The organism is Citrobacter sp. S55_ASV_140, from assembly GCF_018919505.1.
GTDB classification, from domain to species: domain Bacteria; phylum Pseudomonadota; class Gammaproteobacteria; order Enterobacterales; family Enterobacteriaceae; genus Citrobacter; species Citrobacter werkmanii.
In genome coordinates this window covers 1-15757 of record NZ_JAHLQZ010000092.1, presented here as the reverse complement: position 1 = coordinate 15757, position 15757 = coordinate 1, and the positions used below count along the sequence as shown (strand labels likewise).

Here is a 15757-nt window from a genome sequence, read left to right as displayed (position 1 = left end):
GCGTTACAACGATAAAAACAAAGTGATTCTTTCCGACTACAACGCATTTTGGGCGTCGCTTGGCGGCGAGTGCGACAGCCGCGGGTACTATCATATTCCGCGTGCGCTGGCACGAAAAAGCGAAGCGGAGATTGCCAGTAAAAAACGCGCAGAATACCGCCGTCGCTATCAGCTACTGGACAGCATCCACGCGCAGCTGTCGTCGATGTTTCGCCACTAATCCGCTCTGCCGCGTGCCAGCCACAGCACGCGGGAAAACATTTTCCGCAACAAAGTGGGAACGGCGTCTACACCACGCCGCCCTGCTTCCATCGCCACCTCGATCGCCAGATCCGGTTTTGACGAACGATGAATCGCCTTGGAGATAATTTTGCGCATATTCATTGGCACGTTTTCCGGGATCTGCGCGACGCGATGAAAGACATCGGCGAACCCCTGACGATACATAAAGTGTTCCATATCCAGCGCGGGGAGCATGGTTAAATGATCGCGCTCCTCCTCTCTGTCGTTATTCAATAAACCGCGCACCGTGGCGGCATACTTTTTCCCCGCTTCATCGCCATCGACCAGCACGTGCCATTCAATCCCCATCCGGCGGGCAAACTTAACCAGTGGTTTAAGGCCTGACTGAGCAAATTCAATGACTTTAATGCCTTCCGCATCAAAGTGGTGTCCGCACTGGCGGGCCAGCTCGTTAATGACCCAGGTTTCCGTTTCGCCTTCCACCAGCAGCCAGCAGCGGGCAAACAGTGAAGATGCGCGATTGAAACGAATATGGAAAGCAATACGCCGACCGTCCTCCGCGCTGATCCCACCCGGCCCCAGTCGCCAGGCGGCGACGCGGGATGACTCACGCACCAAACGGACAACATGTTCCACCGGCGTGAGAGACAGCAACTCACCGGAGTTGGTGGTCGCCACCCGCTGGAGAGGAAGTAGATTCAGCAGGTGCCAGGCAACCGACAACATGATGGGATGTAAACGCGTTTCCGGGTCTTCTATCAGCAATAAAGGCCGGGCATCTTTATCCAGCCTTAACGTGCCTTTGGCCTGCAACAGCGTCGAGAACAGTCCCAACAGGATAACGCGATGCGTTCGTCCGCCAGGTTTATCAATCATGCGGTTAATGATATCCAGATAGCGCCAGCTACGTTGCTCGTTATTGGAGCGGCGGCGCATCAGGCGGTAGCGGGACTGACCAGAACCCTGCTCAGAAAAATAGTGCTCTAATAGCTGCACCATAGCCGACAGCCCCTGACGAATCTGCCCATCGGTCAGGTTTTGTGGGCGGGTAGCCAGTTCACGCGCCAGAAAATCCAGCTGGCGAGCGGTCACTTCAACATCCGCCGAATCCGGCACCGTACCGTTACGAATGCGCCGCATAAAACGCGCGTCACGCAGACGCAACACAGGCATCAGACGCACGAGATGCCGCGCCAGATCGTTAATATCGTCGAGATTGAGCGGATGACCATCACTATCAAGAAAACTACGTAGCGTCAGGACGGTCCCATCATCCGCGCACTCGCCCTCCAGACGATAGAATATACGGTGATAGCTATCGTGGCACGGCGTCCAGCAAGCTTCCAGAGGACGGTAGCGACGAACCCGATGACGACCCGGCTGAGATTCACGAAACGTCAGGATAATGTGCAAATGATGTTCCCGGCCCTGTATATCCCCCGGCGGGAACCAAAAATCATCGCGGTCAAAGTGGTACAAATCAGATTCCGGCGACAGCAGCAAGGTTAAGGCATCCAGCAGACTGGACTTCCCCCACGCGTTCTCCCCAATCAGTACGTTACTCTGCTCAAGCATCAACGACAGGCGGTTAATACCACGAAATCCAACAATCTCAACGCGTTCGAGAATCATATAGCCTCCGGAAATGCTAACTTTTTCCTTCAAGTTATCAGGAGTATAACGTTAACCGAGCGCTCAGGGCACCCGATATCATCAGGAGGTTAATCGCAGAAATCAAAAAAATTAAGAATATTCTTCTTATGTTTTCCTGTGATTATAATTTCTGAGCTCAATCATCATTTTTAGCTAATTGAACTATGCTTCATTCATCCAATATTCAAAAAGGAATCACGACATATTGCCTTAAATCAAATTTTTTCATCAATTTAACTGGCGAAGGGATGATGTTTTTTTCTAAAATACCCACTCTTTCATCATCGTCCCTTTAAGCGATGAATTACCGGGCAAGGAATACGAACCCGGAACTTTTAATTGAGGTGGTTATGTTCAGGAAATTAGCAGCCGAATTCTTCGGTACGTTTTGGCTCGTCTTTGGTGGGTGCGGTAGCGCAGTACTGGCCGCAGCATTCCCGGAATTGGGAATTGGATTCACCGGTGTCGCATTGGCATTTGGTCTGACCGTATTAACTATGGCCTTTGCCGTGGGCCATATTTCAGGTGGACATTTTAACCCGGCAGTAACCTTCGGTTTATGGGCTGGCGGTCGCTTCCCGGCGAAAGACGTTATTGGATATGTTATTGCGCAGGTTGTGGGCGGTATTGTTGCAGCTGCGGCTCTGTATCTAATTGCCAGCGGTAAAGCAGGTTTTGATGCAACCGCCAGCGGTTTTGCTTCGAACGGCTTTGGTGAGCATTCACCTGGCGGTTATTCCATGCTTTCTGCTGTTGTAATTGAAATTATTCTGACCGCTGGTTTCTTATTAGTGATCCACGGCGCGACCGACAAACATGCTCCGGCAGGTTTTGCCCCTATTGCAATCGGTCTGGCGTTAACACTGATCCACTTGATCAGCATTCCAGTCACTAATACCTCCGTAAACCCGGCACGTAGTACCGCAGTTGCCATTTTCCAGGGCGGCTGGGCATTGCAACAATTGTGGTTCTTCTGGGTCATGCCAATTATCGGTGGGGTTCTCGGTGGTCTTATTTACCGCACTCTGCTGGAAAAACGCGATTAATCGATAACAAAAAGGCCTGGCGAAAGTCAGGCCTTTTTTCCTCGCTATATTTCCTTTTATTTGCAACTTTACTCCCCTCTTTGCATTGAGTAGTGTGTGCTTGCGCATTTCGTCTTACATCTCAGCAAGGATCGGGTTTTCATGTTTTCAGGGCTGTTAATCATTCTGGTTCCCCTTATTGTGGGCTACCTTATTCCACTTCGGCACATGGGCGCACTAAAACTCATCAATCGCCTGTTGAGCTGGATCGTCTACCTTATTCTCTTTTTTATGGGCATCAGCCTGGCGTTTCTGGATAATCTCGCCAGCAACCTGTTAGCCATACTTCATTATTCTGCTGTCAGCGTGACGGTTATTTTGCTGTGTAATATCGCCGCGCTGTTCTGGCTGGAGCGTTCACTGCCCTGGCGGCATAACCATCAGCAAGAGAAACTACCGTCGCGGATCGCGATGGCGTTTGAGTCGCTCCAGCTTTGCGGGGTTGTCGTGGTGGGCTTCCTGCTGGGTCTCACCGGTCTTTCCTTTTTGCAGCACGCCACCGAAGCCAGCGAATATACGTTAATCTTTTTACTGTTCCTGGTGGGGATTCAGCTTCGCAACAGCGGCATGACCCTCAAGCAAATCGTGCTGAATCGCCGGGGCATGATTGTTGCCGTCGTCGTCGTCGCCAGTTCGATGCTGGCGGGGGTTATCAATGCGTTTATCCTCGGCCTGCCGGTCAAAACCGCGATGGCGATGGCGTCAGGTTTTGGTTGGTATTCGCTGTCCGGTATTCTGTTAACCGAATCGTTCGGGCCGGTGATTGGCAGTGCCGCCTTCTTTAATGACCTGGCGCGAGAACTGATTGCCATTATGTTGATTCCCGGCATGGTGGGCCGCAGTCGCTCTACCGCGTTGGGGCTATGCGGGGCCACATCGATGGATTTCACCCTGCCGGTTTTACAACGCAGCGGTGGACTGGAAATGGTTCCGGCAGCCATTGTGCACGGTTTTATCCTCAGTCTGTTAGTCCCTCTGTTAATGGCGTTTTTCTCCGCCTGACCCTCAAACAAATACCTCTCTGGCGGTAGTCGGCTACCGCCAAAATTGCGCTAAATCAATCTCCTTGCAAGTTGTAGCAGAAATCCCTTTTATCCCTGCGCGCACAGGCATAACCTTAAACATGTATATTAAATATAACTTTAAAAGGTGTGACCATGTTTTGTGTGCAATGTGAACAAACCATCCGAACTCCGGCAGGGAACGGCTGCTCTTACGCGCAGGGTATGTGCGGTAAAACGGCTGAAACCTCCGATTTGCAGGATCTGCTGATTGCTTCCCTACAAGGTCTGTCTGCATGGGCTGTTAAAGCGCGTGAATACGGCATCATCGACCATGACGTTGATAACTTCGCACCGCGCGCGTTCTTCTCCACGCTGACCAACGTTAACTTCGACTCCCCGCGTATTGTTGGCTATGCCCGTGAAGCGATTGCCATGCGCGACGCGCTGAAAGCGCAATGTCTGAACATCGATGCGAACGCAGTGGTCGACAACCCTATGGCCGACCTGCAACTGGTCAGCGACGATCTGGGCGACCTGCAACGTCAGGCGGCGGAATTTACCCCGAACAAAGACAAAGCGGCCATCGGTGAGAACATTCTCGGCCTGCGCCTGCTGTGCCTGTACGGCCTGAAAGGTGCCGCGGCTTACATGGAGCACGCGCACGTTCTCGGCCAGTACGACAACGACATCTACGCCCAGTACCACAAAATTATGGCGTGGCTGGGGACCTGGCCTGCCGATATGAACGCTCTGCTGGAGTGTTCTATGGAAATCGGCCAGATGAACTTCAAAGTGATGAGCATCCTGGACGCCGGTGAAACCACTAAATACGGTCACCCGACGCCGACTCAGGTCAATGTTAAAGCAACCGTTGGTAAATGCATCCTGATCTCCGGTCACGACCTGAAAGATCTCTACAACCTGCTGGAGCAGACCGAAGGTACCGGCGTTAACGTCTATACCCACGGCGAAATGCTGCCAGCACACGGCTATCCGGAACTGCGCAAGTTCAAACATCTGATTGGTAACTATGGCAGCGGCTGGCAGAACCAGCAGGTTGAGTTCGCTCGCTTCCCTGGCCCAATCGTGATGACCTCTAACTGCATCATCGACCCAACCGTGGGCGCGTACGACGACCGTATCTGGACCCGTAGCATCGTCGGCTGGCCGGGTGTGAGCCACCTCGAAGGCGACAACTTCGGTCCGGTCATCGCTCAGGCACAACAGATGGCAGGCTTCCCATACAGCGAAATCCCGCACCTGATAACCGTAGGTTTCGGTCGTCAGACGCTGCTGGGCGCTGCGGATACATTGATCGACCTGGTCAGCCGTGAAAAACTGCGTCATATCTTCCTGGTCGGCGGCTGCGACGGCGCGCGCGGCGAACGTAACTACTTCACCGACTTCGCCACCAGTGTTCCGGACGACTGCCTGATCCTGACCCTGGCGTGCGGTAAATACCGTTTCAACAAACTGGAGTTCGGCGATATCGAAGGCCTGCCGCGTCTGGTCGATGCCGGTCAGTGTAACGATGCTTACTCTGCCATCATCCTGGCGGTCACTCTGGCAGAGAAGCTGGGCTGCGGCGTCAACGACCTGCCGCTGTCTCTGGTGCTCTCCTGGTTCGAACAGAAAGCGATTGTGATTCTGCTGACCCTGCTGTCGCTGGGTGTGAAAAACATCGTCACTGGCCCAACAGCGCCTGGCTTCTTCACGCCGGATCTGCTGGCTGTGCTCAACGAGAAATTCGGCCTGCGTTCCGTAACCACCGTTGAAGAAGACATGAAGCAGTTGCTGAGCGCGTAAGGAGTAAAGAATGACAATGCCAACTCATCAGTGCCCATGGCGGATGCAGGTGCATCACATCCATCAGGAAACGCCGGATGTATGGACGATTTCGTTGCTGTGCCACGACTATTATCCGTACCGCGCCGGGCAGTATGCACTGGTCAGCGTACGTAACTCAGCCCAGACGCTGCGTGCTTACACCATTTCATCTACCCCGGGAGTAAGCGAGTACATTACGCTGACCGTTCGCCGGATTGACGATGGCGCAGGTTCACAGTGGCTGACCCGTGACGTGAAGCGCGGCGACTATATCTGGCTGTCCGATGCCATGGGTGAATTTACCTGTGAAGATAAGGCGGAAGATAAGTTCCTGATGCTGGCTGCCGGTTGCGGCGTGACGCCAATCATGTCAATGCGTCGCTGGTTGGCAAAGTACCGCCCACAGGCCGATGTGCAGGTGATCTTTAACGTTCGTTCACCGCAAGATGTTATTTTTGCCGACGAATGGCGTGACTATCCGGTGACGCTAGTCGCTGAAAACAATGCCACCCACGGTTTTGTTTCTGGCCGACTGACGACCGATCTGCTGAAAAGCGTGCCGGATCTGGTCTCTCGTACCGTGATGACCTGCGGCCCGGCGCCGTATATGGATCTGGTCGAGAAAGAAGTCAAAGCACTGGGCGTGACGCGCTTCTTTAAAGAGCAGTTCTTCACGCCAGTTGCCGAGGCCGCCACCAGCGGTCTGAAGTTCACCAAGTTGCAACCGGCGAAAGAGTTTTACGCGCCGGTGGGCAGTACGCTGCTGGACGCGCTGGAAAGCAATAAAGTGCCGGTCGTTGCCGCATGTCGTGCGGGCGTTTGCGGCTGCTGCAAAACCAAAGTGGTTGACGGTAACTACACGGTCAGCAGCACCATGACGCTGACGGATGCAGAAATAGCCGAAGGCTATGTACTGGCCTGCTCCTGTCATCCGCAGAGCGATTTAGTACTCGCTTAATCTGTAAAATACCCCTTCGTAGCTGCTCCAGGCCGGATAATGCGTTTACGCCATATCCGGCCTTTTTTTACCGCCAGGCCGAATTTCCTGCCACCGAGAAACGCCCCGCCCCTAAAAACGCGACAGCCAGCGCGCCGAGCAAGAAGTACACCAGACTCTCAATCGCCCATGCGCCGGTTTTGTCCAGTGACCAGGTTTCGCCCATCCCGACCATCAGCCACGCCACCACCATCGTAAACGCCAGCCCCAACGCCGCCGGACGGGTCAGGATCCCCAGGATAATCAGGCAAGGCGCAACGACCTCCCCCAACAGAACGCCGTAAGCAATAAAGCCCGGAAAACCTTTCGCTATCAGCATGCCGCTGATGCCATCAATACCGGAGAACAATTTATGTAAGCCATGAAACAGCATCAGTCCACCAACGGCGATGCGTAACAGAAACTTGCCAAAGTCTTCATGAGTCAGCGTTCGGTTCACTGCATTTAATAGTTTAGTAACCATTTGAATTCATTCCTTGTTTCACCATGCCAGATATCAAACTACGCGTTATCTGCTCAAAAGGTAAGCTGCCGAAAATAAGGGGGAAATGAGAAGCATAACTATCATCTTCATCTAAACTTGTAACCGGTATCACATTAAAGGAGATGGAAAACCATGAAACAAACGGTTGCCGCTTTTATTGCTAAAACCCTCGAACAAGCTGGCGTTAAACGCATTTGGGGCGTGACGGGCGACTCATTAAATGGTCTTAGTGACAGTCTTAATCGTATGGGAACGATTGACTGGATGCCGACCCGTCATGAAGAAGTTGCCGCCTTCGCCGCTGGCGCAGAGGCGCAGCTAACCGGCGAACTGGCCGTCTGTGCCGGTTCATGTGGACCAGGGAACCTGCACCTGATCAATGGGCTGTTTGATTGCCACCGCAACCATGTTCCGGTCCTGGCGATTGCCGCACATATCCCTTCCAGTGAGATCGGCAGCGGTTATTTTCAGGAGACCCACCCGCAAGAGTTGTTCCGCGAATGTAGCCACTATTGCGAGCTGGTTTCCAGCCCTGAACAGATCCCGCAGGTACTCGCCATTGCCATGCGTAAAGCCGTATTAAATCGTGGCGTCTCAGTCGTGGTATTACCCGGCGACGTCGCGCTGAAGCCCGCGCCGGAAAGCGCCAGCACGCACTGGTATCATGCGCCACTCCCGGTCGTCACCCCGGAAGAAGAAGAACTCAGAAAACTGGCGCAACTGCTGCGTTATTCCAGCAATATCGCCCTGATGTGCGGCAGCGGCTGTGCCGGCGCGCATCAAGAACTGGTTGAGTTTGCGGCAAAAATCAAAGCGCCGATTGTTCATGCCCTGCGGGGTAAAGAACACGTCGAATACGATAACCCGTATGACGTCGGTATGACCGGGCTGATTGGCTTTTCATCCGGATTCCACACCATGATGAATGCCGACACGCTGATCCTGCTCGGCACCCAGTTCCCCTATCGCCCGTTCTATCCGACCGACGCCAAAATTATTCAGATTGATATCAATCCGGCGAGCATCGGCGCGCACAGTAAAGTTGATATGGCGCTGGTGGGCGATATTAAATCCACTCTCAGCGCCCTGCTGCCGCTGGTGGAGGAAAAAACCGAGCGGAAGTTTTTGGACAAAGCGCTGGAGCACTATCGTGAGGCGCGCAAGGGTCTGGATGATTTAGCCAAACCGAGCGATAAAGCCATTCATCCGCAGTATCTGGCGCAGCAGATCAGCCATTTTGCCGCTGACGACGCGATCTTTACCTGCGATGTTGGTACCCCGACGGTTTGGGCGGCACGCTATCTGAAAATGAACGGCAAACGCCGCCTTCTCGGGTCGTTTAACCACGGGTCGATGGCTAACGCTATGCCACAGGCGCTCGGCGCCCAAGCGACCGAACCGGGACGCCAGGTCATCGCCATGTGCGGTGACGGCGGTTTTAGCATGCTGATGGGCGATTTTCTGTCGGTTGTCCAGATGAAGCTGCCGGTGAAGATTATCGTCTTCAACAACAGCGTGCTGGGATTTGTGGCGATGGAGATGAAGGCTGGCGGTTATCTGACCGACGGCACGGAGCTGCACGACACCAACTTCGCGCGGATTGCCGAAGCCTGCGGCATTACGGGCATTCGTGTGGAGAAATCCTCAGAGGTCGATGAAGCGCTGCAAAGGGCGATGTCGATTGACGGTCCGGTGCTGGTCGACGTGGTGGTGGCGAAAGAAGAGTTAGCCATCCCGCCGCAGATCAAACTCGAACAAGCAAAAGGTTTTAGCCTGTATATGTTGCGCGCAATCATCAGTGGACGCGGTGATGAAGTGATCGAACTGGCGAAAACGAACTGGCTCAGGTAAAACAGAGGGCATTACCTCACTAAAAAAGGAATGCCCGTGATTGACTTACGCAGTGATACCGTAACCCGGCCGAGTCGCGCCATGCTGGAAGAGATGATGGCCGCCCCGGTCGGGGACGACGTATACGGAGATGACCCTACCGTTAACGCTCTCCAGCAATACGCTGCAGAGCTTTCCGGCAAAGAAGCCGCTATTTTCTTACCTACCGGCACTCAGGCGAACCTGGTTGCGCTGCTCAGCCACTGCCAGCGCGGCGAAGAATATATTGCAGGCCAGGGCGCACATAACTATCTCTACGAAGCGGGCGGCGCAGCGGTGCTCGGCAGCATTCAGCCGCAGCCTATCGACGCCGCGCCGGATGGCACTTTACCGCTGGACAAAGTGGCGGCAAAAATCAAAGCGGACGATATCCATTTTGCCCGCACACGCCTGCTTAGTCTGGAAAACACCCACAACGGCAAAGTGCTGCCACGCGAGTATCTGAAAGATGCCTGGGAATTCACTCGTGAGCGCAATCTGGCCCTGCACGTTGATGGCGCGCGTATTTTTAACGCCGTCGTCGCTTACGGTTGTGAGCTGAAAGAGATCGCGCAATACTGCGACTCGTTCACCATTTGTCTCTCCAAAGGTCTGGGAACGCCGGTAGGCTCACTGCTGGTCGGTAGTCACGACTACATTAAACGCGCCATCCGCTGGCGTAAAATGACCGGAGGCGGAATGCGTCAGGCCGGGATTCTGGCGGCGGCCGGACTGTATGCGTTGAAAAATAACGTGGCGCGTTTACAGGAAGACCATGACAACGCGGCCTGGATGGCGGAACAACTGCGCGAAGCAGGCGCAGATGTCATGCGTCACGATACCAATATGCTGTTTGTCCGCGTTGGCGAAGAACACGCTGCTGCGCTGGGCGAGTACATGAAGGCGCAAGGGGTACTGATTAACGCCTCCCCGATTGTACGCCTGGTGATGCATCTGGACGTATCGCGTGAACAACTTGCTGAAGTCGCCGCCCACTGGCGCGCTTTTTTAACTCGCTAAGGAGATAGGCGTGCCGCAACGGATTTTGGTTCTTGGCGCCAGTGGCTACATTGGTCAGCATCTGGTACAGGCGCTCAGTCAGCAAGGGCACCAGGTACTGGCTGCGGCACGCCGGATTGAACGGCTGGAAAAACTGCAACTGGCCAACGTCAGTTGCCACAAAGTCGACTTAACCTGGCCTGATAACCTGACGCCGCTGCTGACGGATGTTGATACGGTTTATTACCTGGTCCATGGCATGGGTGAAGGCGGTGATTTTATCGCTCATGAGCGCCAGGTCGCGATGAACGTGCGTGATGCGCTACGTAGCATCCCCGTCAAACAGCTTATTTTCCTGAGCTCATTACAGGCTCCGCGACATGAACAATCCGATCATCTGCGTGCGCGGCAGATAACCGCAGACATCCTGCGCGAAGCAGGCGTGCCGATGACCGAATTACGGGCAGGCATTATCGTCGGGGCGGGTTCCGCCGCTTTTGAAGTGATGCGCGATATGGTCTACAACCTGCCGGTACTTACGCCTCCGCGCTGGGTACGTTCGCGTACCACGCCCATCGCGCTGGAAAATTTGATGTACTATCTGGTGGCGCTGTTGGACCATCCCACAAGCCATCACCGCGTACTCGAAGCCGCAGGGCCACAGATATTAAGCTATCAGGAACAGTTCGAGCATTTCATGGCCGTCAGCGGCAAACACCGCTTGTTGATCCCTATCCCGTTTCCGACCAGTTGGATTTCGGTGTGGTTTTTGAATGTTATTACGTCGGTACCGCCCACTACGGCAAAGGCGCTGATACAAGGCTTAAAGCATGACCTGCTGGCCGATGACGCTGAGCTACGCGCGCTGATCCCGCAAAAGCTGATCGCCTTTGATGACGCAGTGCGCAGCACGCTGAAAGAAGAAGAGAAGCTGGTTAACTCCAGCGACTGGGGGTATGACGCTCAGGCATTCGCCCGCTGGCGTCCCGAATATGGCTATTTTGCCAAACAGGCTGGCTTTAGCGTCGACACCTCCGCCAGTCTGAAAGCGCTGTGGCAAGTGGTGAACCGACTCGGCGGGAAAGAAGGCTATTTCTTTGGCAATTTTTTGTGGAAGACGCGCGCCGCGCTGGACCTGCTGGTCGGCCATAAGCTGGCAAAAGGCCGCCCGGAAAACCCGTTGTTGCAGGTTGGCGATGCCGTGGATAGCTGGAAAGTGATCATCGTTGAGCCAGAAAAACAGCTCACACTGCTGTTTGGCATGAAAGCGCCGGGATTAGGCCGTTTAAGCTTTACACTGGAAGATAAAGGCGATCATCGGCGCATTGATGTACGCGCCTGGTGGCATCCGCACGGCATGCCCGGTCTTTTCTACTGGTTGTTGATGATCCCGGCCCATCTGTTCATTTTCAGAGGGATGGCAAAGCGTATCGCCAAACTTGCAGAACAAATCACAGACTAATGACAAAAAGAGACTGTATTCTTTCACGTTTCCCATTGCATACAGGCGTATTTCACGGAAGAATGCGCACGATGTTTTTTAAACACAGTGGATTGATATGAAGGTACTGGTTACCGGAGCCACCAGCGGCTTGGGCCGAAATGCGGTTGAGTTTCTATGCAGCAAAGGCGTCAGCGTCAGAGCCACCGGTCGCAACGAAGCGATGGGCAAGCTGCTGAAGAAAATGGGCGCAGAATTTGTGCATGCGGATTTGACCGAACTGGTCTCTTCGCAGGCAAAGGTCATGCTCGCAGGTATCGACACGCTGTGGCACTGCTCCAGTTTTACCTCGCCGTGGGGAACGCAGGAAGCCTTCGATCTGGCCAACGTTCGTGCTACCCGCCGTCTGGGCGAATGGGCCGTTGCCTGGGGCGTACGTAACTTTATCCATATCTCCTCTCCGTCACTCTATTTTGACTATCACCATCATCGGGATATCAAAGAGGACTTCCGACCACATCGCTTCGCCAATGAATTCGCCCGCAGTAAAGCGGCTGGTGAAGATGTGATTGCGCTGCTCGCGCAGGCTAACCCGCAGACCCGCTTCACGGTATTGCGTCCACAAAGTCTGTTCGGACCTCACGATAAAGTTTTTATCCCCCGTCTGGCCCACATGATGTACCACTACGGCAGCATCCTGTTGCCGCACGGTGGAAGTGCGTTGGTGGATATGACCTATTATGAGAACGCGGTACACGCAATGTGGCTGGTAAGCCAGGAAGCTTGCGATAACCTGCCGTCAGGCCGCGCATACAACATTACTAACGGCGAGCATCGAACGCTGCGCAGTATCGTGCAGAAGCTGATCGACGAGTTGAATATTGATTGCCGAATCCGCTCGGTGCCCTACCCGATGCTGGACATGATTGCTCGCAGCATGGAGCGTCTGGGCAATAAATCGGCGAAAGAGCCAAAGCTTACGCACTACGGCGTCTCGAAGCTGAATTTTGACTTTACGCTGGATACCACCCGCGCTCAGGAAGAGTTAGGTTACCAGCCCATTGTCACGCTGGATGAAGGGATTGAGCGTACCGCGGCCTGGCTGCGCGACCACGGTAAGCTGCCGCGTTAACCCTGCCCGTATTTCTCCAGCAAGGCCTCCGCAATCGCCTGCGTTTCTGCATCCGCCACGCCGTTCCACAACGTCGGGCGGAAGTGCATCTGGAATGCCATAATCACTCGCTGCTGTTCACGCGGCGTCATTTCGGGTTTCACCTCATAACCATAGCGCGACAGCAGATCGAGTAACGATGCAGTGTCTACCGGTGTAGACGGCGCTCTCCCGTTGAGATAAAACGCCACGCGCTGAGCATCAGGCCATGCGCCGATTCCCTGTGCAGCCAGCTGTTTCCATGGAAACAATGGGCCAGGATCGTCCTTACGCTGCGGTGCGACGTCCGCATGGGCCACCACGTTTTGCGGCTTGATATCGTAGCGAGCAATAATGTCCTTCGCCAGTGGGATCAACGCCTGAATCTGCGCTGGCTCAAACGGGGCAAAATATTTCGTTCCCGCCGATTTTTGCCAGCCGCGGTTTTCCAGCTCAATGCCAATCGAGGTATCGTTAATCCGCGTCGCGCCGCGCCAGAAGCTAATCCCGGCATGCCAGGCCAGATCGTTTTCCGGCACCAGTTGCCAGATACGTGGCTTGCCATGGTAGAGCGGCGGCACAGCCGGGATCAGATAGTGCGAACTGACGTTTTTATCGGTCAGCGTAGCCAGAGAAGCGTCAAAATCATCGGCCGTGTAATGGATAACCAGCACTTTAATGCGCGGGTAAGCGGCCTGCGCCTGACGGCGGGTATCCAACTGATATCCGTCTTTATCGACAATCCCTTTTTCGCCAGCACAGCCCGCCAGCAGCAGCGTCAATGCCAGCAGCCACAACAGACGCTTCATCGGCGAGTTTTCACCGCAGTACCGCTGACGCTCACCATCAACATGCTGCCATCTTTACCCACGGTTTCGTAATCAATGTCGATACCGACGACCGCATCAGCACCCAGCGCTTTCGCCTGTTCACCCAGCTCCTGAAAAGCAATTTCGCGCGCTTTACGCAACTCTTTTTCATACGCGCCGGAGCGGCCGCCGACAATATCGCGAATGCCGGCGAAGAAATCGCGGAAGATATTCGCGCCTAAAATCGCTTCGCCCGTCACCACACCGCAGTATTCCACGATGCTCTGCCCTTCAAGCGTTGGGGTAGTTGAAAACTGCATGATTAATCTCCTTTTTGCGCTAACAACGCTGCCTTAACAACGTTTTCAAACCAATATACTATGACACTCAAAGGAGAACCCGCCAAATAAAACTGCTATCCGTGTCGATGTGTAGCGGTTTCAGGTGGCACGTTTTATTTATTTTTATTTGACCGGCATTCCGCCAGAAATAAAAAAGGCCCCTGATACTGGGGGCCTGAAGTTATTATTTTCTGAAATCTAATGGTGTCTGACCGGACTGAATGTACATTGCGACGTTATCGAATGTAATCATTTTAGATTTACAAAAAATACATTTTGCCCCGAATGGATTTCCTTCAGTAACATCAAAGGTTGATGTTCTGTATTGGGAACCATGGCAACATGGGCAGCGAAAGTGAATATGATTAGTAATAATAGTTACCTCACAGTGCCACAACATTAACTGCGGATGGACCTTTAGGTCCCTGCTCCACACCGAATTCAACTTTCTGGTTTTCATTCAGCGTTTTGAAATCATTACTTTGAATCGCTGAAAAATGGACAAAGACATCTTTGCTGCCATCTGCAGGCGTGATGAAGCCAAAACCTTTTTCAGGATTGAACCATTTAACTAAACCAGTCATTTTAGTAGACATATATTTTATTCCTTAATTTGAGCCTTTCGGCAAGCATGGTTTTTATGACAGAAACTTCGTAGTGCTTAATGAAGAGACTCAAAGAGGGGATAAATGGATTACACCTGAAAATGAGAACTGCTTGAGTAAACTACTTTGTATATCGTCTGTTATTCAAACCGACCAGATCATTAACGCACGGGCACTGAGATTAAGCAACTCTTATTTTAGCCGTCCGGAGTCCCTTATAGCCAACAACGCGGCACGAGTTTTGTTTGCCCAGGCGCAAAGCGCGGCAAATGGAACATGCAAATGCTCAGATGGTCTATACAGTATAAGAAGCATGAATGGTCGCCAACGCCCCGTTACAGGTTGATATACTGAAGCTGAAGCTGGCAACGAGCGCCACCAACCTGCTTCATGTGGGGTGCCCACGAATTTGCTTTAGCAAAAACAATGTGTTAATCGATCATACAATCTTTAACGAGACAGAATTGTTCATCATAGAACACCATTAGTAGGAAGCTTATAAGGAAATCATTATGCGCTACTCGAAACTCTCTCTGCTGGTTCCATGTGCACTACTTCTCAGCGCCTGTACTACCGTGACTCCGGCCTATAAAGATAACGGCACGCGGAGCGGTGCATGCGTAGAAGGCGGGCCAGACAGCGTGGCTCAACAATTCTATGATTACCGTATTCAGCATCGAAACAATGACATTACCCCCCTTCGTCCATACCTCAGCGACAATCTGGCTAAACTGCTGACCGATGCCAGCCGTGATAACGCGCATCGCGACCTGTTTAACAGCGATCCGTTCTCCAGCCGCTCTACGTTACCGGATAGCGCCAGCGTCGCCAGCGCATCGACTATTCCGAATAGTGATGCACGCAACATTCCGCTGCGCGTAGAGCTGAAACAGGGTGACCAAAGCTGGCGTGACGAAGTGCTGATGATCCGCGAAGGCCAGTGCTGGGTAGTAGATGACGTCCGCTATCTGGGCGGCAGCGTACACGCGCCAGCCGGGACGCTGCGCCAGTCTGTGGAAAACCGCTAGTCCCCCCCATTCACCCGCCCGCATCATAAACCCCATAAATTGTCTGGCATTCTGCATAGAATGCCGACAATTATTCTTGCCCGCTGGTGGCCCCGCTATTTTGTGCTATGTTTAGATAAGAATGCGGTTTGCATTTAACTTTTAACGCATAAATATTGCATAACTATTCTGTCAAAGGTAGTATCTGCGGCTTCAATAGCTATCAGACTGCCAGCATACGAG

The 15757-nt window shown here is 53.3% G+C and carries 16 protein-coding genes; 10 read left to right on the top strand and 6 right to left on the bottom strand.

Features of this window, described 5'->3' with window-relative positions:
- Nucleotides 1-220, top strand: a 220-nt coding sequence (locus KQJ18_RS14505; protein WP_216422175.1) for a DUF535 family protein, incomplete at its 5' end; no start/stop codon positions are given.
- Here KQJ18_RS14505 and KQJ18_RS14500 read toward each other — a convergent pair.
- A complete protein-coding gene (locus KQJ18_RS14500) occupies nucleotides 217-1875 on the bottom strand; it encodes an ATP-dependent endonuclease (RefSeq protein ID WP_038641848.1) in 1659 nt (552 codons plus the stop codon). The genes KQJ18_RS14505 and KQJ18_RS14500 overlap by 4 nt on opposite strands.
- 371 nt (nucleotides 1876-2246) lie before the next feature.
- On the opposite strand from KQJ18_RS14500, the gene aqpZ reads away from it, so the two are divergent.
- From aqpZ to hcr, 4 genes are all read left to right on the top strand, one after another.
- Nucleotides 2247-2942 carry an aquaporin Z gene (aqpZ, locus tag KQJ18_RS14495; RefSeq protein WP_137347121.1) on the top strand — a complete coding sequence of 232 codons (696 nt, stop codon included), beginning with the start codon at nucleotides 2247-2249 and terminating at the stop codon, nucleotides 2940-2942.
- A gap of 141 nt (nucleotides 2943-3083) precedes the next feature.
- Nucleotides 3084-3983, top strand: coding sequence for a lysine exporter LysO family protein (locus KQJ18_RS14490; RefSeq protein WP_038641854.1), 900 nt, complete (start codon nucleotides 3084-3086; stop codon nucleotides 3981-3983).
- 155 nt (nucleotides 3984-4138) lie between these two features.
- On the top strand, nucleotides 4139-5791 hold the full coding sequence (gene hcp / locus KQJ18_RS14485) for a hydroxylamine reductase (RefSeq protein WP_150345192.1): 1653 nt from the start codon (nucleotides 4139-4141) through the stop codon (nucleotides 5789-5791).
- A 10-nt stretch (nucleotides 5792-5801) separates the two neighbouring features.
- On the top strand, nucleotides 5802-6770 hold the full coding sequence (gene hcr, locus KQJ18_RS14480) for an NADH oxidoreductase (RefSeq protein WP_069323474.1): 969 nt from the start codon (nucleotides 5802-5804) through the stop codon (nucleotides 6768-6770).
- A gap of 67 nt (nucleotides 6771-6837) precedes the next feature.
- On the opposite strand, the gene KQJ18_RS14475 is transcribed toward hcr, so the two are convergent.
- Nucleotides 6838-7272: a DoxX family protein gene (locus KQJ18_RS14475; RefSeq protein ID WP_069323473.1), complete on the bottom strand. Its 435-nt coding sequence runs from the start codon at nucleotides 7270-7272 to the stop codon at nucleotides 6838-6840.
- A gap of 153 nt (nucleotides 7273-7425) precedes the next feature.
- Here KQJ18_RS14475 and poxB point away from each other — a divergent pair, with 153 nt between their 5' ends.
- The 4 genes from poxB to KQJ18_RS14455 all read left to right on the top strand — a co-directional run bounded on the left by poxB (nucleotide 7426) and on the right by KQJ18_RS14455 (nucleotide 12734).
- The gene (gene poxB / locus KQJ18_RS14470) at nucleotides 7426-9144 is read left to right on the top strand and encodes a ubiquinone-dependent pyruvate dehydrogenase (RefSeq protein ID WP_216422174.1); all 1719 of its coding nucleotides are present in this window, start codon (nucleotides 7426-7428) and stop codon (nucleotides 9142-9144) included.
- A gap of 36 nt (nucleotides 9145-9180) precedes the next feature.
- Nucleotides 9181-10182, top strand: a complete 1002-nt coding sequence (gene ltaE / locus KQJ18_RS14465) for a low-specificity L-threonine aldolase (RefSeq protein ID WP_085047903.1) — start codon at nucleotides 9181-9183, stop codon at nucleotides 10180-10182.
- A 10-nt stretch (nucleotides 10183-10192) separates the two neighbouring features.
- Nucleotides 10193-11623: an SDR family oxidoreductase gene (locus KQJ18_RS14460; protein ID WP_121529269.1), complete on the top strand. Its 1431-nt coding sequence runs from the start codon at nucleotides 10193-10195 to the stop codon at nucleotides 11621-11623.
- Between the two features lie 97 nt (nucleotides 11624-11720).
- Nucleotides 11721-12734, top strand: a complete 1014-nt coding sequence (locus KQJ18_RS14455) for an NAD(P)-dependent oxidoreductase (RefSeq protein ID WP_216422173.1) — start codon at nucleotides 11721-11723, stop codon at nucleotides 12732-12734.
- Here the strand turns inward: KQJ18_RS14455 and KQJ18_RS14450 are convergent.
- The 4 genes from KQJ18_RS14450 to KQJ18_RS14435 form a co-directional block, all read right to left on the bottom strand.
- A complete protein-coding gene (locus tag KQJ18_RS14450) occupies nucleotides 12731-13561 on the bottom strand; it encodes an N-acetylmuramoyl-L-alanine amidase (RefSeq protein WP_085047901.1) in 831 nt (276 codons plus the stop codon). The two genes, KQJ18_RS14455 and KQJ18_RS14450, sit on opposite strands and share 4 nt — an antisense overlap.
- Nucleotides 13558-13881 carry a heavy metal-binding domain-containing protein gene (locus KQJ18_RS14445; protein ID WP_001160725.1) on the bottom strand — a complete coding sequence of 108 codons (324 nt, stop codon included), beginning with the start codon at nucleotides 13879-13881 and terminating at the stop codon, nucleotides 13558-13560. The genes KQJ18_RS14450 and KQJ18_RS14445 overlap by 4 nt, the downstream gene beginning before the upstream one ends.
- 205 nt (nucleotides 13882-14086) lie before the next feature.
- On the bottom strand, nucleotides 14087-14275 hold the full coding sequence (locus KQJ18_RS14440; protein ID WP_071888153.1) for a cold-shock protein: 189 nt from the start codon (nucleotides 14273-14275) through the stop codon (nucleotides 14087-14089).
- Nucleotides 14276-14285: 10 nt separating this feature from the next.
- Nucleotides 14286-14498, bottom strand: coding sequence for a cold-shock protein (locus KQJ18_RS14435; protein WP_087855939.1), 213 nt, complete (start codon nucleotides 14496-14498; stop codon nucleotides 14286-14288).
- A gap of 521 nt (nucleotides 14499-15019) precedes the next feature.
- On the opposite strand from KQJ18_RS14435, the gene KQJ18_RS14430 reads away from it, so the two are divergent.
- The gene (locus KQJ18_RS14430; protein ID WP_038641886.1) at nucleotides 15020-15535 is read left to right on the top strand and encodes a lipoprotein; all 516 of its coding nucleotides are present in this window, start codon (nucleotides 15020-15022) and stop codon (nucleotides 15533-15535) included.
- Nucleotides 15536-15757 lie beyond the last annotated feature (222 nt).